This window comes from Methanolacinia paynteri, assembly GCF_000784355.1.
Classification (GTDB): Archaea; Halobacteriota; Methanomicrobia; order Methanomicrobiales; family Methanomicrobiaceae; genus Methanolacinia; species Methanolacinia paynteri.
The window spans coordinates 165787-192109 of sequence record NZ_KN360940.1; the positions used below are offsets into that span (position 1 = coordinate 165787).

Annotated in this window: 21 protein-coding genes; 10 read left to right on the forward strand and 11 right to left on the reverse strand. The window is 48.7% G+C overall.

Features of this window, described 5'->3' with window-relative positions; all coding sequences use genetic code 11:
• Window positions 1–338: 338 nt before the first annotated feature.
• From METPAY_RS11760 to METPAY_RS11780, 5 genes are all read left to right on the forward strand, one after another.
• Window positions 339–1208: a formate/nitrite transporter family protein gene (locus tag METPAY_RS11760; RefSeq protein ID WP_048152747.1), complete on the forward strand. Its 870-nt coding sequence runs from the start codon at window positions 339–341 to the stop codon at window positions 1206–1208.
• 28 nt (window positions 1209–1236) lie between these two features.
• Window positions 1237–1749 (forward strand): hypothetical protein, encoded by a 513-nt coding sequence (locus METPAY_RS11765; protein WP_048152748.1) that lies wholly within the window; start codon window positions 1237–1239, stop codon window positions 1747–1749.
• A gap of 56 nt (window positions 1750–1805) precedes the next feature.
• Window positions 1806–2147, forward strand: a complete 342-nt coding sequence (locus METPAY_RS11770) for a hypothetical protein (protein WP_048152749.1) — start codon at window positions 1806–1808, stop codon at window positions 2145–2147.
• Between the two features lie 270 nt (window positions 2148–2417).
• Complete coding sequence (fdhF, locus tag METPAY_RS11775) at window positions 2418–4472, forward strand: formate dehydrogenase subunit alpha (RefSeq protein WP_048152750.1); 2055 nt, start codon at window positions 2418–2420, stop codon at window positions 4470–4472.
• Window positions 4473–4474: 2 nt separating this feature from the next.
• The gene (locus METPAY_RS11780) at window positions 4475–5719 is read left to right on the forward strand and encodes a Coenzyme F420 hydrogenase/dehydrogenase, beta subunit C-terminal domain (protein WP_048152751.1); all 1245 of its coding nucleotides are present in this window, start codon (window positions 4475–4477) and stop codon (window positions 5717–5719) included.
• A gap of 534 nt (window positions 5720–6253) precedes the next feature.
• Here METPAY_RS11780 and METPAY_RS11785 read toward each other — a convergent pair.
• From METPAY_RS11785 to METPAY_RS11805, 5 genes are all read right to left on the reverse strand, one after another.
• The gene (locus tag METPAY_RS11785) at window positions 6254–8041 is read right to left on the reverse strand and encodes a chloride channel protein (protein ID WP_048152752.1); all 1788 of its coding nucleotides are present in this window, start codon (window positions 8039–8041) and stop codon (window positions 6254–6256) included.
• A gap of 66 nt (window positions 8042–8107) precedes the next feature.
• On the reverse strand, window positions 8108–9724 hold the full coding sequence (locus METPAY_RS11790; protein ID WP_048152753.1) for an ATP-binding protein: 1617 nt from the start codon (window positions 9722–9724) through the stop codon (window positions 8108–8110).
• The gene (locus tag METPAY_RS11795) at window positions 9705–10727 is read right to left on the reverse strand and encodes a DNA double-strand break repair nuclease NurA (RefSeq protein ID WP_048152754.1); all 1023 of its coding nucleotides are present in this window, start codon (window positions 10725–10727) and stop codon (window positions 9705–9707) included. The genes METPAY_RS11790 and METPAY_RS11795 overlap by 20 nt, the downstream gene beginning before the upstream one ends.
• A complete protein-coding gene (locus METPAY_RS11800; RefSeq protein WP_048152755.1) occupies window positions 10724–13519 on the reverse strand; it encodes an AAA family ATPase in 2796 nt (931 codons plus the stop codon). Before METPAY_RS11800 ends, METPAY_RS11795 begins: the two co-directional genes overlap by 4 nt.
• A complete protein-coding gene (locus tag METPAY_RS11805; protein WP_048152756.1) occupies window positions 13520–14659 on the reverse strand; it encodes a metallophosphoesterase family protein in 1140 nt (379 codons plus the stop codon).
• A 171-nt stretch (window positions 14660–14830) separates the two neighbouring features.
• On the opposite strand from METPAY_RS11805, the gene METPAY_RS11810 reads away from it, so the two are divergent.
• Together METPAY_RS11810 and pscS are read left to right on the forward strand one after the other, a co-directional pair.
• Window positions 14831–15013 (forward strand): hypothetical protein, encoded by a 183-nt coding sequence (locus METPAY_RS11810; protein WP_013328974.1) that lies wholly within the window; start codon window positions 14831–14833, stop codon window positions 15011–15013.
• Complete coding sequence (gene pscS / locus METPAY_RS11815; protein ID WP_048152757.1) at window positions 15010–16194, forward strand: O-phospho-L-seryl-tRNA:Cys-tRNA synthase; 1185 nt, start codon at window positions 15010–15012, stop codon at window positions 16192–16194. The genes METPAY_RS11810 and pscS overlap by 4 nt, the downstream gene beginning before the upstream one ends.
• Window positions 16195–16631: 437 nt before the next feature.
• On the opposite strand, the gene thiI is transcribed toward pscS, so the two are convergent.
• Window positions 16632–17822 carry a tRNA uracil 4-sulfurtransferase ThiI gene (gene thiI, locus METPAY_RS11820; RefSeq protein ID WP_245611644.1) on the reverse strand — a complete coding sequence of 397 codons (1191 nt, stop codon included), beginning with the start codon at window positions 17820–17822 and terminating at the stop codon, window positions 16632–16634.
• Window positions 17823–17929: 107 nt separating this feature from the next.
• Here thiI and METPAY_RS11825 point away from each other — a divergent pair, with 107 nt between their 5' ends.
• Both METPAY_RS11825 and METPAY_RS11830 read left to right on the forward strand, forming a co-directional pair.
• Window positions 17930–18562: a DUF2150 family protein gene (locus METPAY_RS11825; RefSeq protein ID WP_048152758.1), complete on the forward strand. Its 633-nt coding sequence runs from the start codon at window positions 17930–17932 to the stop codon at window positions 18560–18562.
• Window positions 18559–19011 carry a DUF5814 domain-containing protein gene (locus tag METPAY_RS11830; RefSeq protein ID WP_048152759.1) on the forward strand — a complete coding sequence of 151 codons (453 nt, stop codon included), beginning with the start codon at window positions 18559–18561 and terminating at the stop codon, window positions 19009–19011. Before METPAY_RS11825 ends, METPAY_RS11830 begins: the two co-directional genes overlap by 4 nt.
• A gap of 14 nt (window positions 19012–19025) precedes the next feature.
• Here the strand turns inward: METPAY_RS11830 and METPAY_RS14360 are convergent, their stop codons facing one another.
• Window positions 19026–20321 carry a lamin tail domain-containing protein gene (locus METPAY_RS14360; RefSeq protein WP_052418800.1) on the reverse strand — a complete coding sequence of 432 codons (1296 nt, stop codon included), beginning with the start codon at window positions 20319–20321 and terminating at the stop codon, window positions 19026–19028.
• Window positions 20322–20474: 153 nt separating this feature from the next.
• Between METPAY_RS14360 and METPAY_RS11840 the strand changes: the two genes are divergently transcribed.
• Window positions 20475–21551, forward strand: a complete 1077-nt coding sequence (locus METPAY_RS11840) for a KamA family radical SAM protein (RefSeq protein WP_048152760.1) — start codon at window positions 20475–20477, stop codon at window positions 21549–21551.
• 15 nt (window positions 21552–21566) lie between these two features.
• Here METPAY_RS11840 and METPAY_RS14365 read toward each other — a convergent pair whose 3' ends face one another.
• The 4 genes from METPAY_RS14365 to METPAY_RS11860 all read right to left on the reverse strand — a co-directional run bounded on the left by METPAY_RS14365 (window position 21567) and on the right by METPAY_RS11860 (window position 25870).
• A complete protein-coding gene (locus tag METPAY_RS14365) occupies window positions 21567–22577 on the reverse strand; it encodes a response regulator (RefSeq protein WP_052418801.1) in 1011 nt (336 codons plus the stop codon).
• Window positions 22578–22788: 211 nt separating this feature from the next.
• Window positions 22789–23292, reverse strand: coding sequence for a hypothetical protein (locus METPAY_RS11850; RefSeq protein ID WP_048152761.1), 504 nt, complete (start codon window positions 23290–23292; stop codon window positions 22789–22791).
• Between the two features lie 38 nt (window positions 23293–23330).
• Window positions 23331–25091, reverse strand: a complete 1761-nt coding sequence (locus METPAY_RS11855; protein ID WP_048152762.1) for a helix-hairpin-helix domain-containing protein — start codon at window positions 25089–25091, stop codon at window positions 23331–23333.
• Complete coding sequence (locus tag METPAY_RS11860; protein ID WP_048152763.1) at window positions 25088–25870, reverse strand: PP2C family serine/threonine-protein phosphatase; 783 nt, start codon at window positions 25868–25870, stop codon at window positions 25088–25090. The genes METPAY_RS11855 and METPAY_RS11860 overlap by 4 nt, the downstream gene beginning before the upstream one ends.
• Window positions 25871–26323 lie beyond the last annotated feature (453 nt).

Consider the following 26323-nt stretch of genomic DNA (forward strand, 5'->3'; position numbering starts at 1 on the left):
TCTAATTTTGAAGTCCCGTTATTTTATGTTTATTCCGGACGTGATTTGGAAACAGATCTCCCTTTTATTAGGCACAATTGCATATCACTATGGTATTCATAGGCGTGTTGCCAATATGCGTGCCAGATGAAAAGGTATCTTATATAACTTAACTTTTAAATTTTGTAAATTAGAATTAAAATCAAAACTCTTCAAAAAAAGGCATTTTTTGGAAATAAATCGCATTTTTCACGTAAAAATTTAAAAAGATTTATATATGGAGATTTTATGAATTTTAATTGCCTATATTTGTTCATGGGTTTCACGAAGCAGATAAAGGCATTTAGAGGTTGTATAGTATGGTATTTCATGCCCCTGTTACTATTGTAGCTAAAACTGGAGATGCAGGCAAGTATAAAGTAGGCCTGCCTGCATGGAATATGCTCCTCCGCGGATTCATGGCCGGAGCATATATCGCAATAGGAGGTGCCCTGGCGACAGTCTGTTCGACGGGAGTCTCGGCAACGCTTGGTGCGGGTATTGCAAAACTTGTTTTGGGTGCTGTCTTCCCTGTCGGGCTTATTATCATCGTTCTTACCGGTGCTGAACTCTTTACCGGAGATGCGATGTTTGCCCCGATGGCAGCTTTCATCCATAAGGTGAGCTGGGCTTCTGTCCTGAATTTGTGGGTCTGGGTTTATATCGGAAACCTGATCGGATCGCTGGTCTACGCGTTCTTCATGGCCTACGGCCCGCTCACAAGCTGGTCTGGAAGCACGGGTACGGCAACTGTTTTCGGCTTAACGGCCGTCAATATTGCTGTCGGAAAAGTATCTTATGCAGGTTTCTTCGGGATGTTCTCTGCATTCCTAAAGGCGATCTGTTGTAACTGGCTCGTTAACCTCGCAATTCTTCTTGGAATTTGTGCGGACGATGCGATCGGCAAGATTGTCGGAATATGGTTCCCGATCATGGCTTTCGTATCGTCAGGATTCGAGCACTGTGTAGCGAACATGTACTTCATCCCTGCAGGGATAATGACCGCCCCCTACCTTACGGCCGATCAGGCTGCTTCAATAGGTCTTGCAAAAATCCAGGGCCTTAACTGGGTCACGATGTGGACTAACAACATCATCATCGTAACCATAGGAAACATCGTAGGCGGACTGTTCTTCGTAGGAGTCCTGTATTACTACGCATTCAAGAAAGAGATTGAAGCGAGCAAATAATTAGGTTTCAGAATAAATACTGATTCAGATGAAAATCAAAGGGACGCGGGTGAGGATCTCTTTCGTCAGCCTGATTGTGGCTGCAATCCTCATCTTTCTTCTTGCCCTTTACTTTGTGGCAAGCAGGGATTATTTCGTTTTAATATGGGGCATTGTCTCCATCATTATTCTGGTTCTGATCCCGATCGGACTGAACCATATGAGCCAGAGCCAGTACGCAGGGCTCGAACCCATATACGAGGCCGAGGCGAAAAACACGAAGATAAAGATGATCAACCCTTCGTCGATCGGAAATGTAGTGAGGATAGAGGGCGTGGTTGAAAGAGCGTTGTTCAAATTCCTGAACCGGCCGCAGTATGTTGTTGCCGACAGGACCGGCGAGATATCTGTAAAGATGTTCACTTCACCGAAAGAAGATGTCGATGCCGAGGACTATGTCGAAGTATATGGCCAGGTCATAAGGCGTTATGTCCTTGTCGGAGATCCCGTAATCAATGCGGTAATCATACGTAAAACGGATCGCAAAAAGAAGCCGGAGTGACTTCCGGTTAATTTGTATCAGTTTAAATTACTTCAATGCAATTTTAATTATTAATTATGGTTTCTTCAGTATTGCAGGATCTCTCTGCCAAAAAAAAGATTTGGGTCGTAGTGCCCCTGGTCTCTTTTGCCGGCATCATTATCGGTTTTATCTTTAATGAAAATCCGGTTCTGGGATATCTCGGTGTTGCAGGATGCATCATATCTTCATTCATTCTCGGAGGAATGGCTTTCGTCAACGAGAAGAAAGATATCGTGGCTCTTCTTGCACCCTTGTACGCCGTCATAATATTCAATCCGTGGAGTGAATACAACACCGGTTATTTGATGCAGATACTTTATTCCCTGACGATTTTGGTTGTAACCGTGAGGTTCGTATTGAGATTTCAATCTGAGTGACACTATTGCATATCAAATAAGTAGTGCAGTAAAGCCGCGCAAATACAAATCACGGGGAATTTGGGGCTTAATTCTCTTTTTAAGTCACTACAATACAGTTCTGTTAATGATATTGAATTTACAAACAAAAAATGTAAACTTGTTTAAAAATTGTCAAAATTATTAACAAAAGCTAAAAAATCGAAATTCATTCGATTTTCATAAGTTCATTTAACAATGTTTATAAGCAATTTTTTTTCAAAACTCTATTGTAGAGAGGTACAAATGACTATGGATTTCAAGTATGTCCCGACCACCTGCCCCTACTGTGGTACGGGATGTTCATTCAACCTGGTAGTCGTTGACGGAAAAGTAGTAGGAACGGCCCCGTTCCAGCGCTCTCCCGTCAACGAGGGCAGGGTATGCCCGAAAGGGTCATATGCCCATGAATTTGTAAATGCCCCGGACCGGCTTAAAACGCCTATGATCAAGAAAGACGGCAAATTTGTCGAAGCTTCCTGGGATGAGGCACTTGATCTCGTTGCTGAGAAATTTGCACAGTACAAGGGGGAGCAGTCATCTGTGATATGCTGTGCACGTGCATCCAACGAGGACAATTATGCACTCCAGAAGTTCGGGCGCTGTGTTATGCAGACTCCTAACATCGATCACTGTGCAAGGCTCTGCCATGCATCGACGGTTGCGGGACTCGCCCAGATCTTCGGATCGGGAGCTATGACGAATTCGGTCTCGGATCTCGCCGATACGAACTGTGCGTTCATCATAGGCAGCAACAACTTCGAAGCCCACCCGCTTGCAGGACGCAGGCTGATGCAGGCAAAGAAGAAGGGAGCAAAGATTATCGTCTGCGATCCACGCAGAACTCCCACCGCCAAGCAGGCTCATCTTCACATCCAGCACTACTCCGGAACCGATATCGCCCTCCTGAACGGTATGATGCAGTATATCATCCAGAACGGCTGGGAGAACAAGGACTTCATCGAGAAGAGAACCGTCGGGTATGAAGAGTTCAAGAAGAACGTCATGCAGGAGAAGTACAGCCTTGAGAACGTCTCGAAGATCACCGGCGTTCCGGTCGAAGACATAAAGACTGCATGCCAGTGGATACACGAAGCGGAGAAGACAACAGCAGTATACACGCTTGGTATCACACAGCACACCGTCGGCGTCGACAACGTCCGTTCTGTCGGTTTCCTCCAGATGCTCACAGGAAACATGGGCAAACCCGGCACAGGTGTCAACCCTCTGAGAGGACAGAACAATGTCCAGGGCGCCTGTGATATGGGTGCACTCCCGAACGTATTTCCCGGTTACCAGAAGGTTACCGACGAGGCAGCCGTAAAGAAGTTCGAGGATGCATGGGGCTGCAAGATGCCGGCAAAGATCGGTCTTACGATCCCCGAAATGCTCGACACATTCGCGGACGAACCCGAGAAGCTGAAATGCCTGTATCTTATGGGTGAGAACCCGATCATCTCAGATCCGGATATCGCACACGTCGACAAGGCACTGAAGAACATCGAGTTCCTCGTTGTCCAGGATATCTTCCTGACAGAGACGGCAGAATACGCCGATGTCGTTCTTCCTGCGGTCTGCTATGCCGAAAAGGACGGCACGCAGACGAACACGGAGCGCCGCGTTCAGCGCTGGAGGAAGGCCCAGGACGGTCCCGGCGAGTCGAAGTATGACTGGCAGATCATCGCAGAGCTCGCCGCCAAGATGGGAATGGGCGACAAGTTCCCGTGGCAGAATGCATCCGAGGTCTTCGACGAAATGGCCGCACTTACGCCCCAGTACTGCGGTATGAACTACGAGCGTATCGAGAAGGAAGGTCTCCAGTGGCCCTGTCCGACATGCGACCACCCCGGAACCAAGGTTCTCCACTGCGAGACATTCAACGGCATGCCCGAAGGAAAGTCGGTATTCGCACCGATCGAACACAGGCCCCCGGCCGAGCAGACGGACGCCGATTACCCGTTCATCCTGACTACAGGAGCAACAATCTGGCACTGGCCGTCCGGAACGATGACACGCAGGAGCGAAAGTCTGAACAGGGACTGCCCGACAGGATGGATCGAGATAAACGAAGAGGATGCGGCAGAGATGGGCATCGAGACCGGTGACATTGTCACTGCATACTCCCGCAGGGGAGAGGTCGACGTGCCTGCAAGAAAGACGCCGGATATCAAGAAGGGTGTCATGTTCATGCCGTTCCACTTCTGGGAATGCAGGGCGAACTGGATTACCAACACACCGTATGACCCTGTCTCGAAGACACCGGAGTACAAGGCCTGTGCTATAAATGTTAAGAAGAAGGAGGCCTGAAGATGGCAGCAAAAGGCGATATGATATATGCATGGGCTTCAAACCCAGAATGCCTGAAGAGCGGCGAATGCGGAGGAGCGGTTACATCGCTCCTGAAGTACGCACTTGAAAGCAAGATGGTCGACGGTGTCCTTACAGTTGCAAAAGGTGTCGATCTCTACGATGCAAAGCCCGTGTTCATCACCGACCCCGAGGACATTGCAAAGGCGGCAGGTTCGCTTCACTGCGGAACTCTCCTCCTCCCGAAGCTCATAAAGAAGTACTTCAACGGTGCACGCGACATGAAGATCGCGATCACGCTCAAGGGCTGTGATGCAAAGGCGATGTACGAGCTTGCAAAGAGGCAGCAGATCAATCTCGACAATGTTATCATGATCGGTCTGAACTGCGGTGGATCGGTCGCCCCCGGTGTAGGACGAAGGATGATCGCAGAGAAGTACGACGTCGACCCCGACACCGTACACAAGGAAGAGATCGACAAAGGCAAGTTCATCATCGAGTATGAAGGCGGCGAGAAGGGAATCTCGATCGACGAGCTCGAAGAGGAAGGATTTGGCCGTCGTTCCAACTGCCAGCGCTGTAAGACGAAAGTCCCCCGCCAGTGCGATCTTGCATGCGGTAACTGGGGAGTTATCGGGGACAAGGCCGGAAAGGCGACATTCGTCGAGATTTGCTCCGACAAGGGTGCGGATCTTGTTACGAAAGCGAAGAGTGCAGGTGCAATCGAGACTGCAGCTCCGAACCCCGCGGGAATCGACATCCGTGCAAAGATCGAGAACTCGATGTATAAACTCGCCGACAAGTCTAGGGCGAAGCAGTTCGGAGAGCTTGGAGAAGGCAAGGAGCGCCTGGACTATATCATGTCCGAGACCTCCCGCTGTATCAAGTGCTACCAGTGTATAGAGAACTGCCCGATCTGCTACTGCGTGGAATGTTCGACCAGGAAGCCTCATCTTGTTCCGCCGGGACAGGTTCCGCCGCCCTTCATGTTCCACCTGATTCGCTACACACACATTGCCGACTCATGTATAAACTGCGGGCAGTGCGAAGAGCTCTGTGCGATGGATATCCCCAACGCTCTCTTCATGCACGCAATCCAGCTTGAGATGCAGGATATGTTCGGCTACGAACCTGGTGTCAACATGGATCTTCCTGTGCTTGCACTTGTTGAGGAGCCGGCCGAAAGGAAGCGCCTTAACGACACAGGTACCGACCAGATCTTCGACATCTTCGGGCAGAAAGAATAAACTAAATATAACTACCTGAAGATCCTCCACAACTTTTTCAGGTAAACCTCAGAACACGAAAACTCAGGACAAAGGCTCATAATAAAGCGAAGGAGGAAAGGGAAACCACCTTCTCTTTTTTACCCAAATTTAGGATTGTTTTTTCTTTGAATTTTGTTTTGATTTTTGAAATTCTTGAATGGGGTGTTAAAACAGACGTTATACAAGGGAGGGGGAGGTATCCCCCTCCCTGTGACCCTCCCTCTCATGACGATAGGTCGCCGTCGGGATGGGCAAGCATCCCTCCGGCTCCAGGTCTTTTCCCGACTTGTTTTTTTAAATTCTTTGCGACTCAGATCACTGGTTCATAATTATGACTTTTTTCCCCGGCCGAGGTTACCCGAAAGGGTAGCGTCCAGGCCGGGCTATCGCGATAGCGCAAGCCCTGAGGTCAGGGCGTGTTCACGGAGCGGATGCGGAGCGAACTGCGCAAAGGTTGCCTCCAGAAAAAAATCACCGAGTAAAAAATCTTGAATTGATAAAAAAGAATCCAAATTACTTATTCATCCTCTTTGTATAAGCCCGCATGATATCAGTAGATGTAATGAATCCTTCCAGTTTCTCAGGATCGTTGTCGTCCACTACAGGAAGGTGGTGAATTGCGTTGGACATCATGACGGACAGGGCTTTTTCAAGAGAGGAACCGGCGTTGATGGTTATTAGTTCCTTAACCATGATCTCCCCGATCTCGACATCTTCTGAATTGTCCATCTCCTTCCGGATATTTCTCATGGTAACTATTCCCACGAGTTTTCCGTCTTCAATAACAGGAAAGCCCGTGTGGAGACTTTCGTCCATAATCTTAATGACCTCTTTTGCCGAGTCCGACGGACTGATGCAGATTAGATCTTCCTTTTTAGTCATGGCCTCCCTTGCAGTGATGTCTTCAAGAATCTCGACATTGTATTCGCCCCTGTGGGCACCGGATTGTGCCTTTGTCGGGACCTGCTCCCTGAATATCGTGCTGTCTCCGGTGAGTATGGTGGAGATCGCGACAGCACCCATCGCAGGAACAAGGAGCGAGAAGTCGCCGCTCATCTCGACTACCATTATCATCACCGCTATCGGTGCATTGGATATGCCGCCGAAGAGAGAGATCATTCCAACAATCACGAATGCTGGAACCGTTGCAAGCGGTATGATCTCCGGGATAAAGAAATGGAACAGCATTCCCAGAGCCCCGCCGACTGCTCCCCCTATAACAAGTCCGGGGGCGAACACACCGCCGCTCCCGCCTGATCCTATTGTAAGCGATGTCGTAATGATTTTGATGAACGGCAGGAGGAGAAGCACGGTCAGGGGCAGCATATTGTATACCGAAAGCTGGATGAAGCCGTAACCTGCACCGAGACCTCCGAGAGCCGCAATCATGGTATCATGGGAGATGTGTGCAAGTGCGATAACGAAAAGCCCGATAATTACTGCGCCCGCGAGCGGTTTGAAATGATTGGGGATATGATGTTTTGTAAAAAATCCTGAAAAAAGATCTTTTGTGGAATAGAATGTTTTGATATAGAGAAGGCCGAATGCAGAGCAAAACACTCCCAGAACAAGGAAGAACGGGATCTGTGTCACGTTCCACGAAATTTCGGCACCTGAAAATATCGGGTCGTATCCTTCGAAGTAACCGAATATCGAATAGCCTATTATCGAAGCAAGGAAAGCCGGAACGACCGCTTCAGATTCGAAATCACGGTAATAGAGAATCTCTGCGGCGAGCAGTGCGCCGCCGAGCGGAGCCTTGAAGATCGTTGCGATTCCTGCACCTATACCGGTTGCGATCGCGATTCTTCTTTCGTGTTCGGACAACTTGAAGACGTCGCTCATCACCGACCCGAATCCCGCGGAGATCTGTGCGGTCGGCCCTTCCCTGCCTGCACTTCCTCCGGTGGATATCGTAAGAATCGAAGAGACTGCCTTTACGATAACAACCCGGGGGCGGATTCTTCCTTCCTTGTGGAATGCACGTATTGCCGCATCCGTCCCGTGGCCTTCTGCTTCGGGTGCAAAAGTGTATACAAGAAGCCCGGAGAGAAGTGCACCGAAGGATATTACGGGAAGAATAAGCCAGATGTTGACAGGCGGAGTCCACCCGGCGATCTGGGCGGCGGTCTGGCCCTCCCTCGGGACTGTGTAATTGACAATCCAGTCCATGAAGAATAGTGAACCGTATTTAAGTCCCCAGAAGAAAAACAGGGCTCCGAACCCGGAGATCAGGCCGATCATTATGCCGAGAAGCATAGTCTTTTTAAAATAGCTTGTATCCCCGGTGAAGTACCTCATTTTATATATTTTTGGGTGTGGAAATGGTTTAAATTTTCTTTTTTACTTCGGAAAAATTTGCAGAAATCAGAATCCGATTTTCTCCGGAGTGGGGGATTTGGGTGTTTTCTTATTAAGGGATGCTACATATGTTTCGAATTTGTGAATTTTGGTGCTGACCGGGAACGGGATCTTCGGCGAACTTATGATCGCCTCACCTGTATCGAGCGTCTGGATCTCGGTATCCATCTCCGAGAGATCCTGTTTTGCACTCGCCGAGACTATCTGCCTGTCGTTTCTGTCTCCAAGCCCCATGATTACGAATGTATTGAGCTGGGCGAGCACCTTGGGATCGATATTCTTCGGCTGCTGGGTGATAACACAAAGTCCGATACCGAATTTACGGCCCTCCATTGCACATTCTCTGAAGATCTGTGTTTTTCCCGCTCCGGACCCGAGGACTCTCTGTGCCTCCTCTATAGTAATGAGGACATTCTCTATATCGTCCGAACCCGTGTCCGTGAATTTCTCTTCGTTCTGGTGAATTCTTAGAAGTTTTCTTGTGATTATCGAGAGTACGAGGAGCTCGCTCTGTTCGTTCATCCCGGGGATGTCGATCAGGACGACTTTCCTGTTGTGGAGTGCGGTGACTATTTCGTCAATTGCAGAGGTCCTTTGCTTCAGGAACTTCGAGTTTCTACTGACGAGAGATACTACTCTTCTCTGGATGACTTCAAGTGTGCTCGGGCTGAAGTTCCTGACTCTTGATGCCATATGGGTGTGGGGCCCTGTGTAAGTCTCGGGAACCTGCGGGTCGAACTCCGAGAAATCGGTATTCATGAAGAAGTCAATCAGATTTCCGCCGTCGAGATCGTCGAGGATCTCTACAAGCTCTCTTTGGGCCTGCGAATGTTCGTAGAGAAGGAAGAGATCGGACGCCCTGAAATCGTCGTAAGAGAGAGTAAGCCTGTTCAGGCTGTATCTTTTAATGTTCAGATCGCTTATCGTGAATACGGTCAGGCCGTCTCTTCCATTGCTGTAATTAAGAAGGCCCGTTACCTTATCGCCTGTCGAAGACCTTCCGCCGGCAACATATTCACCGTGGGGATCGACCATGAGCAGGCCGAATTTTCTCTCCTTCATGCAGGATGCACAGAAGGTCTTCATGAAGTTGCTCTTTCCCATTCCCGTTGTGGCGAAAACCCCCATGTGCTGCGGCAGGATTGAACTGTGCAGGGAGACAGGAACGTCCTTCAGGACTTCCTGCCCGGTTCGCATCATGCCTACCTCGATGTCGCCCATCACAGATTTCAGGAACCTGAAGTCCTCGTCGTCGGGCTTTGAGACTTCCGAGAACTTGGTCGGGATAGTTCTGGCCTTCCTGAAGGTTCCTTCTGATCCAATGCTCTTATCAATGCACCCGAGGGGTGTGGCTTCCGCGGTGATGTATACGTCCTCGCCGAGATTGTAGAAGTGATTCGTGTGAGGCCTCGTGTCCCACTTGGAATCCGCGAAGTTGCTGTCATGAAGGAGGTCGGTTATCTTTGCAAAGAAGACGAGGTCCTTTTCGCTGTCCGTTATTTTGAGGATGTCGCCCACGAATATCATTTCATTGTGCGGAACAGTGAACCTGTAGGAGAGCACGCTGTTTCCGACAAGCCTGTACTTGGAATAGTCGTTCGTTTCAATATCTTGCAAATTCATCGTGAAGGTCTCCGAAGAGCTGGTTGTATCTTGTCCGGTCTATGCCGTTTTCGTCGATCCTGCCGATAACATCCTGCCTGATGATATCGGTTATCTCCTGCGTGATGCAGCATCCCCTGTGCGCCTCCATTAGAGGATATGGGTAACCCGGGATTCTCCCGTCGCCTGAATACTCAGCACAGGCGGAAAGAGCCGCTTCTGCGTACGCATTGTCGGCGTATTTCGGGATTTCGGCCTTCAATACGATCCCGGATGCGGGATGCAGCTTTATAATGTAGGTCTTGCCCCTGTGCCATTGTTCGTGCCTCTTCTGGTCGGTGATTCCTTTGGGAATCTCGATAAACCACGGGGGTTTGATCCCGAATTCGGATGCCGCTGCATTTATTGCGATGTCGAGGGGAAATCCGTTCCATGTCAGTGAATTTCTCTTCGAAACAGAAACAAGATAAATCCCCAAGTTTCCACAGTCTCGTACGATGTCCGCAAGGATAGGATTATGGCTGGCATGGCTGGTCCTGAGGCTTCCGTCAAGCAGCAGGCAGTCGCCGGGTTTCAGTTTTTCCAGCGTTTCCTTTGCAGTCCAGTATTCGAGAGTGTCCCTGAATACCGAGGCTGCTCTTGATGGGTCGTCGTCGATCGGATTCTCAGGCTCAGTCCCGAAACATTCCATATAGAGACGCCTGTATTCATCAGAAGCATGGAGCTTTGAGATCCTTGGAAGCCTAAGGGGAGTCGTTTTTGTAAAGAGCCGTTCTCCTCCCCTGAATGCGACCGAGACTGCACGTATTGCAACGACTGAAAAGGAACCGGATTCAAGAATCATGGCATTGCTTCCGTCGACTGCCGCAACGGTGGAATCAAACCTTTTTGCAGGGTTCCTGAAGTCTTCTGGATTTATCGGTGAATCGTCAATAATCCTCTTCAGGGGTTCGCCCGAGCAGATCCCGTTGATGTACCCGGCGACTGAGTCGAGATCGTCCCTGTATAGTTTGTTGTTCCTCAATCCGACACCTCGATTACCTCGCTACTCCAGTCGTCTTTTATCTTTACAAGGAGCGAAGTCGAGAACTCCCCCTGGATATCGCCGATATGGGATATCAGGAAGATCTGCGGGAAGTGCGACTCCTGTGTCCTTAGAGCAGATATCAGGTTGCTGCGCCGCTCCTCGTCCTGGCTGCCGAAGATCTCGTCGAAGATCATAAACGTACCTCCGTTCATGTGATGCATATCTGCAAGATACCTGCTCAGTGCGATCCTGAGTGCGATTGCGATATCGTCCTGCTCTCCCCCGGAGAATCTTCTTGCTGGGAAGTTCTCGCCGAGGTCATTTACGAGGATATCGAAATTTTCATCGATGAGGACGTTTTCGTACCTGCCGCCGGTGATCTCCGAGAGGACCTGTCCGACTTCCCCCTCGATCTTTGCCCTGATAACATTCAGGAGGTATACTATATACTCCTTCATGAGGCCGCGTGTCTTTTCGAAAACGACCATTCTCTCCTGGAGTTCCGAATATCTCTTCTTTCTCTCATTAATATCGGCAGTTTCTTTCTCCAGTCGTTCGAGATCCTCCCTGAGATGCCTTATATTGCTCTCAAGCCCGGCCGCTTCAATCTTCTTTCCGCTGATCTTTTTCCTGCATTCCTCAACATCCGAGAGTGCGGATTTAACAATCTCCTCAGAGATCTCCATTGATTTCAGAGTTGCTTCAGTCGTGGTGAACTTTTTGGAGTTGAGATTCATTTCTTCTTCCAGTTTACCGATCTCGTCTTTCAGCGAAGGAATCTGGTCGATCTTCGGTTTAAGTTCGAGGTATCTCTGGTGGAGAGCTTCAGCTTCTTCAAAGGCGATTTCAACAGCCCGGTATTTCTCAGGATCAAACCTGAGTTCTGAGAGCTTTTTCTTTTCGTCTTCGATCTTCTGGGAGATATCCGAGATCTTTCCTTCGGTATCGGCCTTGCGGGAAGAGAGAGACTGCTCGTCCTTCAGTCTTATCTCAATATCACGGTATTCAAAAAAGATCCCGTCCAGCGATTTTATCGATCTCTCCAGCTCCCTGATTGCTGAATCAGAAAAAGACATCCTGACGATCTCTTCGTTTAACTTGCTCTCATTCCCGATTGTCTCTTCGACCTTCAGGTAGAGTTCTTGTCTCTTTTTCTTATTTGCCTCAAGCACGGAGATAATCCCGAGGGATTCTCTCCTGACCGATTTCAGTCTGTCAAGCTCATGAAGTGCCTTTTCGTGATCAGCTTTAATCCCCAAGATCTTGCTTTTCAGTTCCGCGGATTCGTTTTCATTCGATTCGATCCCGGCCTTCAGCGAATCTTCGAGAATCCTATATTGATCGCCGAGCCTCCTCTTGCAGGTAGGACACTCGCCGTCCTCCCCGAGTGCGATAATCTCATCAAGCTCCTTCGAGAGCTTTTTCTTCTCGCGATCCAGGGTTTTAACCGATTCCGTAAGTTTGATCGATTCACCCGCCAGTTTCTTCTCCCCGTCTTCGAGTTCCTCGATCTTTGAATCAAGTTCGCCGGAATATCCGATCTCTTTCAGCCTTTCTTCGGCGCTTTCGATCTCATTCCTTAATGATTCCGCCTGCTTCGTATAGTGCTTTAACTGCTCCCGGAATTTGATCCTCCCGTTCTCAAGCCGCCTGAATTCATCTTCGCATTTTTTCAGCCTGTCATATTCTTCAATGAGCTTGTTCCGCTTCAAAATTTCGGGATGAATCTCGTCGTGCCACTTTTTGTCAACGGATAACGATTCGATCTTTTCGTTTATCTCATCCAGCCCCGATTTTTCCGAATTCAGTTTATATTCGAGATTTTCAATCAGAGAGGAGATCTTCAGGTGAGCCTTTTCTTTCTCCTTGTATTCGTTGTATTTGCTTTTTACAACGGGATAGTTCTTTTCGGAGGCTGATGGCTTCTCGAACTCTGGAAGCATCTTTTCATATTCAGCCAGTTTTTTGCCGAATGCTGATCTATATTCAGACTTCTGTCTGTTCGCTTCCCTGAGAAGATCGATATCCTTTTCGAGCTCCCTGTATTCTTTCCATTTTTCAGAGAGATAATCTGCTTTTTTCTTAAGCTCTGTCTCGTCCCCTTCGAGTTCTTTGATCTTGTTGAAAATTAGATTCAGGTTTCCTTCGGCTTGCTTCATCTCCGCTGCCGCGGCATCGATCTTCTCCGGGAGATTTTCTTTCTCCTTCTCTTCCAGATAGCTCCCGAGACCTGCCATGCTAGTCCTGCATTCGTCGACGAGCGTCTTTATCCTCGCGTCCGCCTCTTTCTTCAGGAAATCGATGCCGAGCATCTTCATGAACCATTTCTGCCTTTCCGCGGGAGAATCGTCAAGAAGAGAGCTGAGATCCTTCTGGCCGGCATAGATTGTGTTCTTGAAATCCGAAGCAGCCATGCCGACGATCCTCTCGATCTCTGTCTCGACCTGGCTGACCCCGTCGGCAAGGAGGACGTCGTTAATTTTCAGCTGGGCCTCGTGCTGGGTCGTGGAGGGAGTTTTTCTGTACCAGCGGGTAATGGTGTAGTTGTTCCCGTCTTTTTGGAAGTCAAGCGAGACAGAGCATTTATCCTTGCTGTTTGAACCGGAACTGTTGATGAAATCTCCTTCGATCCCGGCCCGAACACCATATAATGCAAAGAGAATTCCCTGAACTATCGTGCTCTTTCCCGAGCCGTTATTGCCGATGATCCCCGTGATCCCGTCATTAAAATTTATCGTCTCGTCGGAGTAGCGCTTGAAATTTTTAAACTCTATTCTCTCAAGGATCAACTAATCCGCCTCCCTGTGTTTTTCGAGCACCGTTTTGAATATCCCCGTGCCGGTCTTTATGACCTCCTCTTCAAGACATCCTTCGAGCCCCTGAATGCTTACAAATTTCCTGAACTCATCCACATAGTCAACAGATGAAGGATCTTCGGCTTCAAAACCCCTGTTTACCGGATCTATCGTATCGGTCGTAATCCTGAGATTGAGAACCCGGTCCTTGATCGCTGTCATCTCCTCCCTGTTGAGATTTCTCATCTTCTCCCGGAGAACGTTCTCAAGCCTGACCTGACAGATGGTTCCTGCGGGGTTTTCCATCCTGTCGATTATCGATGCGATCTTTTCTGTGATCTCCGACGGTGTCAGGGTGCCGCAGTCGATCTTCCCCAGGTTCGCCATCGGGGTGTTGGGAAGCATGAGCGGGACAACTTCACCCGATTCCGTGTCGACGACAAGGCCGCCCTTCGTATCGATTATCTCGTTGTATGAACAGTATTCGATCGAACCCGAGTACCATGCGTTTTCAGCCACCTGCTTCTGCCCGTGGAAATGACCGAGGGCGATATAGTTGAAATCCTCCGAGAGCATCGTCGAATCGATCTCGTGTTCTGCAACTGTCCTGAGGCGGTAGTCCCGGAGGGTGGTGGCGAGGCCGTGAGTCACCATGACATTACATGTACCCGGGCTGATCTCGATCTCGTTGAAAGCATCCCGGTATTGAGATGCATTCAGCATATTCGGGATCAGGTGGAATGTGGTGTCGCCGACCTCCATCTTTTCATAACTGTATTTGTATGCACAGTGAACCTCCGCCCTATGATATTTGAGCACTTCGAAAGGAGAGGGAGTGTAACGGGTCTTCGGCATGCTGTGGTTGCCGGAGATAAGAATGAGTGGAATTCCGGCCTCTTCAAGTATATTGAGTGCGGACATCACCGTGATGTATGCATTTGTCCGCGGCTTGACCCTGTCGAAGAGATCGCCTGCATGAACGACCGCATCCGGCTTCTGCCTGACAACAATCTTAATTGATTCGAGGAAGTTGTCGTAGACCAGTTTCTCGCGAAGATTCATCCCGCTATCCGGGTCGATCCTGTTGAATCCCGCAAGTCCCAGGTGTGTATCGGCGATGTGGACGATCTTCATCTTGAATATCCTGATATCTTATTTCTGCTGCATCCGCTTATTATTTTCATTGTCGTTCTGGTTTAATTATAACCGGTTGCCGGGAGAGGTGAAAGTGAATCCGGCTGGTTTAAGATAATTATTTCCCGATTCAGTTATACAATATCGGAATGAAATTGTATAGGTGATTTGATGTCCCGGAGAGGAGTGGATGCGATGTTTCAGGCCTTCTTCCTGCTGACTGATATCAGGGCGCTTTACCGGCTGACCGCCCCGACACATCAGCTCGACGAGACCCAGAAGGCAGAGGCCGCAAAGATAATTGAAAAGCTGAAGAAACAGGTAGGAATCCTTGAAGAAGAGGTGCTGAAGTGAAGTGCACAGGCTCAATAGAGGCGAGGGATGTCGAGGAGATGTATATCAACATCGACCCGATCCAGGCCGGCGGAAGGCTTACTCCCGAGGCGCATAAGGCGGTTATCGCATACGCGGACGGATATTCTGTCTGCGACAACTGCTTAAAACCATTCAGGCTGGACTATATCCAGAAGCCCCCGCTTGCACAGTTCCACGAGGACTGTGCGAAGTGGCTGAACATGGACCAGCTCCGGGTCGTCCCCGGCGCAAGAAGAGGTTTTCAGGCGGTCGCATCAAGCATGGTTTCAAAGGGCGATCCGGTTGTCCTCACCTCGCTCTCCCATTACACAGAGTTTGTATCTGTCGAGCAGTCAGGCGGAGTCCCTGTCGAGACCCCGCTCAGCGACGACAAACATATCACGGCAGATGCGGCGGCGCAGAAGATAGAGGATGTCATCGCAAAATTTGGGAGACCCCCCGCACTGATGTTTGTCGAGCATGTCGACTACCAGTACGGTCATATACACGATATCAAAGGAATAACGAAGGCGGCCCACCAATATGACGTTCCGGTACTCGTAAACGGAGCGTATACCGTGGGCATCATGCCTGTCGACGGAAAAGATCTTGGCGCCGACTTCCTCGTCGGGTCCGGCCACAAGAGCATGGCCGCTCCTGCACCCTCAGGAGTCCTTGCCGCAAAAGAGGAGTATGCCGACAAGGTGTTCAGGACAACACAGGCGAAAGGCGATGTGACCGGCAGGACTTTCGGTATAAAGGAGGTCGAGCTGATGGGCTGCACACTGATGGGAGTTACGGTTATGGGGCTCATCGCATCGTTCCCGGCTGTACAGGAGCGTGTCGAAAACTGGGACAAGGAGGTCGAGCACAGCAGGATCGTTACCGACGCCCTGCTATCGATCGAAGGCACGGTCTGTTTAAGCGAGTGCCCGAGGGAGCACACGCTGACAAGAATCAATACGATAGAATCGTTCGATAAAGTAGCACAGACCCATAAAAAACGCGGATTCTTCCTCTCCGGCGACCTGAAGAAGAAAGGCATAACCGGGATGATCGCCGGATCGACAAGAGTTTGGAAGTATAACACGTTCGGGCTTACCGATAATCAAACCGAGTATCTTGCAAATGCCTTCCGGGATGTTGCGGAAGAGAACGGCCTTGTCGTGAACCGGGAATAATCCGGGAAAATAAATTTTTTTTAAAAAAAGAAAAAATGGCTTGTCGCTAATCTGTGTGGGCAAATAATTCCGAGATAGCCTACATCCTCAAATACGTTCAGATATAATTCAGGCAACCCCGGCACCGGCGGCCACAAGCCGCCGGACGGCCCCTGCCTAGGGGCCTTGCCTGAAGATAATCTTCTCACGGCACGCTCAGGAGACCGGCAAGGGTCCCCTGAGCTGTTGAATTTAGTTTTTTGGTATCATGAAATTTACCGCGTCTCGCCGCTCAGGGGATACTCGTCTATCCCCTGAGTGGCTATCGCCATTGAGAGGCCCCGAGGTCGGGGCCGATGTGTGGCTCGCGGCGAGGGGTTGTCAAAAATAGCGGAACTTACTTTTCATACCTACACAGATTAGCAAAGATCTAAAAGATTCACAAAAAAATAAAAAATTCAATCCAACAATTTTCCGTCTTTTGCTTTGTAAATTTTTTTACGCGGGATGCATTCTTCGATAAGTTCAGGAATTCCGAGCATCTCTTCATCCCCGATAACCTTCGCGAGGGTCGCAGCAATCGACGGGTGCGAGGGAACGACACCGCATGAAAGATCTCCCGCATTCTCCCTGAATGTTCCGATATTTCGTGCGATTTTTACTGTATCCTCCTTGTCGTACGTTATCAGCGGTTCGATCAATGCAAGACCCTCCGGAACAGCACTCCCGAGAATCCCAATGTTTGCGAGTGTCTGTGAGGCAACCTGCCCGATGCTGTTTCCTGTCACAAGGCCGAGGTACTTCCAGTCGAGTGCACACTTTCCCGCAAGCCTGAGCATGAATCTCTTGCATATGATGCATCGGTTCTTCAGGGCTTCCTTTGCAGACTTATCGGTCAGCCTGTCGAAAAAGGGTGTGATATCGATGAAAGCCGCTTCGACCGTGCTGCCCGGGTACCACCGTGAGAGGTTCTGCAGGTTTTCGAGAACCGCCCTGTTCGTATCCTTTCCGAAATAATCCCCGCCGTCGAAGTAAATGAATCCCGGTATGCATCCACGGCTCATCGCAAGCCATGCCGCCACAGGCGAATCTATTCCTGCTGAGAGAAGACAGAGCACCTTCCCCTGCGTCCCTACGGGAAGGCCGCCCGGTCCCGGGGTTCTGGTTTCATAGATGAATCCCCCGTTCGATCTTGCCTCGATGAAGATCTCATATTCGGGATTGTCCAGGTCGACCCTGAGGTCCCCTACCGCCTCGTATATGCACGAACCCGCCGATGCGGCAAGCTCCTGGCTGGTGAATCCCTTGATATTCGATCGCCTCGCCCTGACTGCAAACGACATGCCCGGCTTCAGGGTCCGCGATGCCACCATTGCCGCGGTCTTCTCTATGATTTCCCTGTCCGGCGGCGTGCATATGACAATACTCGTTCCCACTATCCCGAATATTCTTAGCAAGACGGAATTTATCGCATCCACGTCTTCTCCGTAAACAAAGATCCTGCCTCTTGTTATCGTTATCTCGTGGCAGATCTCCTCCGCGTCAAGGGCTCTCTTTATATTTGCCGTGAGGACGCCCACATAATGCCTCATGACTGGTTCGCTTTTTAGAAATAACTCCCCGTATCTTATCATTACGGCCCTTTTCATCTCTCAATATATACGGCCTGATCGTTATTATCTTTGCATCCATCCGGTGGGATACGATGGGATAAAAGCAAATATCTTTAATTCAGTGGTTGAAATCTTTAGTAACTATGGCAAAGAAAAAGAAGGACGATAAGCCGGAGCCGCAGTCGGTTCTGTATTACTTCTATACACAGGAAAGATGGGACAACTGGATGAAGACCCTCATGGAGATGGATTTTGAAGGCGATCCCGAGTCCGATGAGATGCCCGAGGGGCTTGCGTCTCTTGACAACTTTACCAAGGACCTCAATGTCTCGGTCTTAAAGATAGTAAAAATCTTCCAGAACAACGGTTTCGATTCAAAGACAGCCCTCGAGAAGATGAACGAAGTCGAAGAGATCATCATGGGCGAAGTCCCCGATAACGAGCTTACCGACATTATCCAGGGCGTCCAGATGAGATTCCTTGTCCTGTTCCTCTCGTGCAGGAAGTACATCAATGGTGAAATTCCGTCAGCAGAGATCAAGGACCTCGTAAAATCCGGCCGTGATGTGGGAGACGACGATCCTGAAAAAGCTCTTGAGATTGCAGCCGATATCGGTGCCCTAGTGCTTGACGGCGGTTCTTGCTGCGGCAAATATCTGCGCGGCGATGTTGATGAGCCGATCATGTTCGACGACTGGCTCATCGAGGTCGACGACATGGGCGAGGCGATGAAGACGCTCAGCAAGTTCGACGAGGAGTTCGGAGTCGGCATTTGATCGCATCGAAGGCGAAATTCAGGGGAGCGAAGAAGCTCCAGAATATTGTCGGGTTCCGTGTTCCCGAACTGGTATTCAAAGGGCCGTTTCTTGAGGCAGTCAGCGCCTGCATGAATTACCAGAAGCTCGACAAGAGGACAAGGGAACAGCTTATACATTTTTTTAAGGATTTTCTTGACTGCAAGTGCAGGCAAAACCCTCTGTGCGGGTGCCCGGAAAGAAAATTCGTGAAGATGATCGTCGAACTGCGGATCTCAGGACTGGATCACAGGCAGATAAGTGAGGTCATGCTCGACGAATACGGTATCGATATCGCGCCTGCAGATATACTGAGTTTTCTCGAAAGTTCTGTTCATATCCTCGAATCGATAAAAGATATATCGAAGATTGAGGGAAAAGAGGATCTTTCGGCAGAGACCGCACAGCTGATTGCATCCGTCTCGCACTGAGATCCCATTGCAGATCACGAAGTGTAGCTGTCGATCAGGTTGCCGTCTTCATCATACAGCCCGGCGGTGTCACCGGAATTGTTCCAGATATTTTCTCCCGAGTTCCAGTAATAGCTCTTTTCAGTGTTGCTTCCCGTTTTTGAATAGAGAGTTACGGTCTCCCCCGATTCCAGGATCGCGTCGGGAAATACATACGAATAGCTCGATCCTGAGTTCGTGATCCTCCAGTTTGTGATATCGACATCGCTCTCTCCAGTGTTCGTGATCGTCACCCACTCGTCATCGAGATTCAGGCCCGTGATCTCTACTGATCCCGAGCTGCACGCCTCGCAGGTTTCATTGTTCCCGGCAGTGTTGTAAAGGGTGTCGATCGTCCCTCCAATTCCTTTTGCTTCAGTATAAAATTTAGCATAAACAGGATAATGGTCCGAAACATCCTCTGTGAGGTCCTGGTCGAGATCGTATAATTCGTCGAACCTGATCACACCCGCATCTCCCGTGTAATATTTCTGGTAGTCGCCGAGAACGACGATCCTGTCGTAAGTACAGTCTGTCGATTTGGTCGTGGTATCGAGATCGTTTCCTATCAGCCACGAGTACTTCCCGGATCTCAGCGGGGAGGAGGCATCGTCTTCATCGAAGTACGAACAGTCGGCGTTGAAGTCGCCCATCAGGATCACCATCTCGTCTTCCGGGAGCACCTCCGTGCAGTACTCCGCGACATCGGTCAGGGCGTCGATCTCCTCTTCAGCCTCGTCGGGATCTGTGTGTATGGTTGCGAATGTCGCGATAAAATCCCCGTCAGTCGAACTGAAGGAGGCGATGAAAGGCTCCCTGTGGAAGGGGTCGGTTCCCGAAGGTTCAGGATATGTCCGGGGGGTAGATGAGAGATTCACTTTGGCTGTATTGTAGATATATGCATACTGCTCCTTTGACGAAGTCCTGCCGAGCCTCTCGCTGATTACATACTCGTATAAGGGATCTTTTTCATCCACTTTCTCCATCAGATCCTGTATCGCCGTTCCTGATGAGTCCCTGATCTCCTGGATTGCAACGATATCGTAACGGCAGATAATATCTGATAGAATATTCATCACTTCGTCGTTGGATGCCTTCGTAGTTCCGAACACCTGAACGTTGAATGCACCGACAGTTATCTCGTCCTTCTCTCCCGGGTAAAAGCCGTCAGGAAAGTATCCTTCCTCGTACGAGTACCCTGATATGACTACGATCAGAACGACAGCGACTCCTGCTGCAAGTTTGCCTTTACTTTTTTTGCTCTTTTTCTTCGGACCCTTCTTATTCGCCATTGTGAAGTAATTGATATTTATCGGATAAAAATCTGATTCCGGGTTATATTTTATATTTTAACAAACAGGGCTTTTTTTAGATACTTTTTTGGCAGGTCGGGACCTATATACTGGTATATAATACAAAATCTTTTTTTGATTATAGGAGGTTTTATGACAGAAAATACGTGTTTGAAGAGTGTTGCGGAGGTGAACAGGCAGTTTGATGCAGGACTCTCCGGCCTGGATGACGTAGAGAATAATTTCCCATTACTTGCGAATCAATACTATCTTTCGCTGATAGACTGGGACGACCCGGAAGATCCGATAAGAAAAATTATAATTCCCGATTCCGCCGAGATGGTGAAGTGGGGCTCGCTCGATCCGTCCATGGAGGCGAGAAATACGAAATCTCCCGGCCTTCAGCACAAATATCCGGCAACGGCTCTGATGCTGATAAGCGATAACTGCGGAGGGTTCTGCCGCTTCTGCTTCAGGAAAAGATTGTTCATAGAACCCGGCGATGAAAAGATCAGGGATCTTTCAAAGGATCTCGATTATATCCGGAGCCACCCGGAGATCTCAAACGTGCTTCTCTCGGGCGGTGACGCACTCACGGCGTCTACTTCCCGGCTGAATAAGATTCTATCCGCACTTTTTTCCATAAAACATATCAAATCCGTACGAATAGGTACGAAGATGCCGGCATACAACCCGTTTAGGATAATCGAAGACGAATCCCTGCATGAAATGGTCAGGGAGAACAGCAGGCCGGGAAAGATGCTCTATTTCATGACGCAGTTCAATCACCCGAGGGAGCTGACAAAAGAGGCGAAGGAATCACTGGATCTACTGAGGCTTTCAGGCGCATCTCTTGCAAACCAGACTCCGATTTTAAATGGTGTAAACAGCGATCCCGAAACACTCTCAGGGCTCTGCTCGAATCTTGCTGAAGCGGGGAATGTGCCTTATTATCTCTTCCAGTGCAGGCCTGCGGCAGGCAACAGGCATTTTACCGTTCCGGTGGAAAGCACATATGAAATATATGAAAAAGCGAAAAGAAGTCTCTCGGGGCTTGCGAAAAGAGCGAGATATGTAATGTCGCATGCCACAGGAAAGATCGAAGTGATCGGTATGGATCCTGAGAAGGTATATATGAAATATCACCAGGCAGCAAATCCCCATGAAATAGGAAAGGTGATGTCGTTTAAGAGAGATCCAAAGGCATTATGGTTCGATGATTATCTCTGAAGTTACTTTTTTTAATTAAATATAATCGTAGTGTTTCCTGAGGAAATCCCTGATCTTCTCGGATTCAAGCCATCTCTGGTCTATGAGGTTTACAAGTTTATCGATCGCGGCTACCTGTTCGAGGATCCTGGCTGAATGTTCGCAGTTGTCAATCTGCGTAAATCCGGAGATGATCTGGAGTGGGTTTCTGATTTCGTCATTTAATATTGCCAGCTGTTCGAGATTCTTCTCAATCTGCAGGAGCGTCTCTTTTTCATTCTGTTTCAGCCTGACAACATCAGAAATGTCTGAAAAGGTAGTTGCCACTTTGCCATATTCCGGACTGAATGCATTATACTGGAGGTGTTTTTTAATTGGAAATACGTACTTGGACGTACTGATCTGATCTCCTCCGAAACCAATGTCTCCCAGTTCCGAAATCCACTCCCGGGGCCAGTCGGGTATGACCTCAAGGATGGTTTTTCCAAGAATTTCTTCCTTTTTAAACCCGATAATCCGTTCAAAGGACGGATTGACATCCAGAACTTTCAAATCAAAGGTGTTTCCTACTTTATCGGTCATGCACTCATAGAGAACGAAACCGTTCATCATCGCGTTGAAGATCAGTTCATATTTTTTTTCTGATATTTTAAGTGCTTTTTCAGCGTTTTCGGCCCTGTACCTGCTTATTGCGATCTCTATTGTAGTACGCATGTCGTCGGGCCTGAACGGCTTGCCGAGATATCCGTATGGGGCGGCTTCGATTGCTTTTTTAAATGTCTCTTCATCGCTGAAGGCTGTTAAAAATATAATCGGGATATTGAGTTTTTTATGAATCTCTTTTGCTGCCTCTATTCCGTCGACCTTCCCTTCAAGGTGGATGTCCATCAGTATGATATCAGGTTTTTTATCGATGGCCATCATTATGGCGTTCTCCCCGCGGGTTACTTTTCCCACCACTTCGTAACCGAATGATTTCAGGGATTTTTCTATTCCCATCGCCAGGACGATTTCATCTTCAGCTATGAGAACCTTTATTGCCGCCATGTTACCTTCTGATAATAAACAGATAATTTATTTTCATTTATTTGTTTCTTTTTGCATTTTAATGCACTACTATTTCCCGGAATTGAAAAAATTTGTCGATCCTTTCCATCTGGTAACAGCAATATTTATACTTATGCAGATCGGTGATCGGTCAGACTTTGCCCCCCCCTTTAATTGACTGATGATTTTCGATATAAAAAAATTAATGGATCTATATTGTATGTGTTACCGAAGGTATCTGAATACTGTTTGTAAATGATTCGCTGTAACCGTCGGGGAATGTGATTGTTGTGATTCCTGGAGAGAGATCGATTGTAATAAGCGAAGCAAACCAGTATTCCTTAAGGATATCTTCTGCCTGTGAGAAATCCAGTGAAGGGGTGGTATACGTCGTCCCTTTGGAAGTGCTTTCCGGCTTGATGTATTCCGGGACAAGCAGTGTCGTACTGCTGGATGTGGCATCAAGAACCTCTACTTCCTGGTCTGTCCTTTGATCTATGGCATTTTGAAGTTCTGCAGCCGGGTCTGCAAGCTTCACGAAGACTGCAAATGATTCCAAGGCTGAAAGCGAGTAATCGAAATTAAGTGTGGTGTCTCCGTTTTCTGCAATATCCAGATCTAGTGAGTTGATTGTAATTGCAGATGCACCTGATACCAGAAGTGCCGCAGCCATAATCAGGGATACTATTACTATTCGTTTTGTCCTATTCGCCATAGACTCTATATGATCTGCTCAATCATATAAATCTAATTCTAGGAGCACGATAGAGTTTCAGAAGCGAAAAGAGGAACTTTAAGATTCCCGCCATTTGTTTTGAAGATCAGATTCCCGTGAATAAGTGATTTGCGTGACTTTTCCGGGAGAATTTTTATCCTGAATTCCTGCCTGTCTCCTGCAGAGAAAGATTCCGGGCTGATCTTCAGCCATTCCCTGTCTGTCTCTGCGGTACCGGTCAGGGTTCCTTCTCCTGCATTTTTTACTGAAAACAGGATGTCCGTTGGATTTTTAAGATCGATTCCTCTCAGGATTATCTTTTGGCTTTCCGGTTCGCACAGGGGCCGAAGGGAGAAGCCAATCTCTACAGGAACTTTTTTTGTCTCGGATGCTGCCCTGAGCAGGATATTTGCCCTGTACCTGATGCCCTCTTTTTTATTGGGAATTTTTGAAGGTTCTATAACAAATTCGAAGGTCTTTTTATTCCCTGATTCTCCCGTCTTCCGGATGTCGGTGATCCATGCCGCATCTCTTCCGACTGAAAGTTTTCCGTCTTTGCAGCCCGAGATCTCTACTTCGATTTTTCCTTTGACAGTGGTGCCGGAGTCCGTCCTGAAACTGAAGTGCCGGGGATCGCATTGGATGAGGCAGGATTTTATCTGGGCGGGGCCGGAGGCCGAATGGGCAATCTGCCTGTTCTCCCCTGTTTTAATCTTTGTTTTTGTATATGGGAAGAGATCTTTTCCTCCTCTCCGGGATAGTTCGCACCACGGGCACTCCTTCAGGTGCCCTCCGTACCAGTGGTTGGGGTTTGTGTTGCATCTTTTCAGTTTTCTTATCTCATCCGCAAGGCATCTGCACCAGTCGTCAGCCGAAGGTCTTTTGAGCGGATCTCCATGCCCTTTGACAAAACACTCTGAAAAAAGATCCCTGATGCACGGGGGAACGATGCCGTATGCAGGTGCATATCTTGGCGGCCGGATGTCCTTTCCCTTCTGCGGAACATACGGATAGATCCCCCTCAGGGTTTTCTGTTCGATAGTCGGGAGGTCCCAGACATCTTTTCCTGCTGCCTGGTAGGGGTGTGCACCGTTCATGAGCAGTCTGAAGATCACTATTCCAAGTGCAAACAGATCGGAGTTGTGCCTGGTAATCTCCTCCTTCCTGAAGTTTTTTCCCATTAGTTCGGGGGGGAGGAGTTCGCCCGTCCCGACCTTTGTGTAGAATGTCCTGCCGGTTTCCGGATTGCTCACCTGGAAGGAATCACAGTCGATGAACGATACTGCAGCCGTTCGTGCTATCAGGATATTTCTCGGGCTGAAGTCCCCTACGCAATGTCCTATTTCGTGGATCTTCGAGACGACGAACGAGATGTTGTATGCGGCTGTCATGAGATACTGCCACGAGAATGACCCGCCAAGCATTTTAAGCCGGTCGCCGGGATCGTAATACATGTGCGATTCCCTGAACATCCCGGTATCTATTTTGGGCATTGCATAACCGACAAATCTGCGTTTTCCGTTGTCTGCCATGTACAGGGGGGAAGAGGGCCATGCTATCGAACTCGAGGAGATCTCGTCTGCAGGTTTCGTGAGTCCTCCGCCGGGCGGATATTTCACCATCGTCAGGATCTTTTCGTGGAGCTCTTCGGAGATTCCGGTTTTGAAAAATATCTTTGCGCAGTTGTCTGGTTCTCCTTCGATGGCGTAGATTGCTCCTTCCCCTCCGCTTTTGCCTGTAAAGATCAGCCGTATCTTCTTTCCGGAGTTATCGAAGACTTCAATTTTTTCCGGGATCATACAGGGCGATCCTCCCTTTTTTCAGCAACAGCGATTACAAGCGTTTTGTCGTCATCGGAGTTCTCGTTCATCTTATCCGATTCAAGGAACCTGACGATCTCTTTGGATGCTTCTTCTTCATCAGCTACATCTTTTGCATAGGTGAAGATCGGCCGGAAAAAAGGTTCGTATGGGAGATATTCCCCGTTTTTTCTCACTAAAAATGCCCGCTGGCATCCGTCGGTAAATGCCGCGAATACGCTGACATACGGGATATTCTCATTTATCCTGATATTATCTTCTATCTTCCCGGAAGTCAGGGGAGTTACCTCGTTTACATATTCCGAGTTGCCGGGATCTGAGATTATCCTGATCTCGTCTTGGATCAGTGCAGTAACGGCGCCATCGCCGATATGCCCGGTTGTGAGGTATCTTTCCCAGGTAAATGCGACGATCAGGGTACATGCCAGTTTTTTCAGCGGGTACCCGTTATCACCGGCAAAATCCTCTAGTGCGGTTCTTGAGGCAGAGAATGCTTCCGTTATTATATCCCGGTTTTTCATCAATGATGCGTCAGGGATTCCATAGTCACTGTTTGTGAAAAGAGATTTTATCTTGTCTACAGCAGTATTTACTGCAATTTTCGCACCGATCTCCGAATGTTCCGCACTACCGAGGCCGTCGGCAACAGCTACGATGATCTCTCCGCTGTCGGTCTTTTCGCTGCGAAATGCATCCTGGCAGGGAACACCTTTTTTTATATGCGAGCTCCCTGTCGTTTTTCCTCCGAAGACGGGCATTGGTAATTTGTCCTGATATTGATGATTTCAGGTGTTATATTGTAATATTCTGTTTTTTATCGCGGATAAAATATTGTGATTTTTTTCTTCGGAATGTTTTTGTAACGGAGCGGGCAATTCTTCCGTTTTCTTAACTTGGTGAAGAAAAGAGGAGTCGGAGGGATGCTCGTCCATCCCTCCCGACGGCGATCTATCGCCACGAGGGGGAAGGTTATAGGGAGGGGAAACTTCCCCCTCCCTTGTATATGGGATTAGGCTTCGAAAGGGCGATATCCCTTCGATTGGCAACCCTTGCGCAAGTTCGCTTCGCGAACCCGCCCTGACCTCAGGACTTTGTGCTATCGTGATAGCCCGGCCTGGACGCTACCCTTTCGGAAAAAAACATTTCATGATATGAACTAATGACCGAAGGCCGCCTTAGGTTTCGAAAGGGCGACAGCCCTTCGAAACCTA

What these genes read in the sequence shown, in the direction of transcription:
- METPAY_RS11780 (WP_048152751.1), top strand. Translation starts at nt 4,475, where the DNA reads ATGGCAGCAAAAGGCGATATGATATATGCATGGGCTTCAAACCCAGAA.
- METPAY_RS11840 (WP_048152760.1), top strand. Translation starts at nt 20,475, where the DNA reads ATGACAGAAAATACGTGTTTGAAGAGTGTTGCGGAGGTGAACAGGCAG.
- METPAY_RS11825 (WP_048152758.1), top strand. Translation starts at nt 17,930, where the DNA reads ATGGCAAAGAAAAAGAAGGACGATAAGCCGGAGCCGCAGTCGGTTCTG.
- METPAY_RS11855 (WP_048152762.1), bottom strand. Translation starts at nt 25,091, where the DNA reads ATGATCCCGGAAAAAATTGAAGTCTTCGATAACTCCGGAAAGAAGATA.
- METPAY_RS11805 (WP_048152756.1), bottom strand. Translation starts at nt 14,659, where the DNA reads ATGAAGATCGTCCACATCGCCGATACACACCTGGGACTTGCGGGATTC.
- METPAY_RS11765 (WP_048152748.1), top strand. Translation starts at nt 1,237, where the DNA reads ATGAAAATCAAAGGGACGCGGGTGAGGATCTCTTTCGTCAGCCTGATT.
- METPAY_RS11790 (WP_048152753.1), bottom strand. Translation starts at nt 9,724, where the DNA reads ATGAATTTGCAAGATATTGAAACGAACGACTATTCCAAGTACAGGCTT.
- METPAY_RS14365 (WP_052418801.1), bottom strand. Translation starts at nt 22,577, where the DNA reads ATGGCGGCAATAAAGGTTCTCATAGCTGAAGATGAAATCGTCCTGGCG.
- thiI (WP_245611644.1), bottom strand. Translation starts at nt 17,822, where the DNA reads ATGAAAAGGGCCGTAATGATAAGATACGGGGAGTTATTTCTAAAAAGC.
- METPAY_RS14360 (WP_052418800.1), bottom strand. Translation starts at nt 20,321, where the DNA reads ATGGCGAATAAGAAGGGTCCGAAGAAAAAGAGCAAAAAAAGTAAAGGC.
- METPAY_RS11770 (WP_048152749.1), top strand. Translation starts at nt 1,806, where the DNA reads ATGGTTTCTTCAGTATTGCAGGATCTCTCTGCCAAAAAAAAGATTTGG.
- METPAY_RS11785 (WP_048152752.1), bottom strand. Translation starts at nt 8,041, where the DNA reads ATGAGGTACTTCACCGGGGATACAAGCTATTTTAAAAAGACTATGCTT.
- METPAY_RS11860 (WP_048152763.1), bottom strand. Translation starts at nt 25,870, where the DNA reads ATGCCCGTCTTCGGAGGAAAAACGACAGGGAGCTCGCATATAAAAAAA.
- METPAY_RS11850 (WP_048152761.1), bottom strand. Translation starts at nt 23,292, where the DNA reads ATGGCGAATAGGACAAAACGAATAGTAATAGTATCCCTGATTATGGCT.
- fdhF (WP_048152750.1), top strand. Translation starts at nt 2,418, where the DNA reads ATGGATTTCAAGTATGTCCCGACCACCTGCCCCTACTGTGGTACGGGA.
- METPAY_RS11810 (WP_013328974.1), top strand. Translation starts at nt 14,831, where the DNA reads ATGTCCCGGAGAGGAGTGGATGCGATGTTTCAGGCCTTCTTCCTGCTG.
- METPAY_RS11760 (WP_048152747.1), top strand. Translation starts at nt 339, where the DNA reads ATGGTATTTCATGCCCCTGTTACTATTGTAGCTAAAACTGGAGATGCA.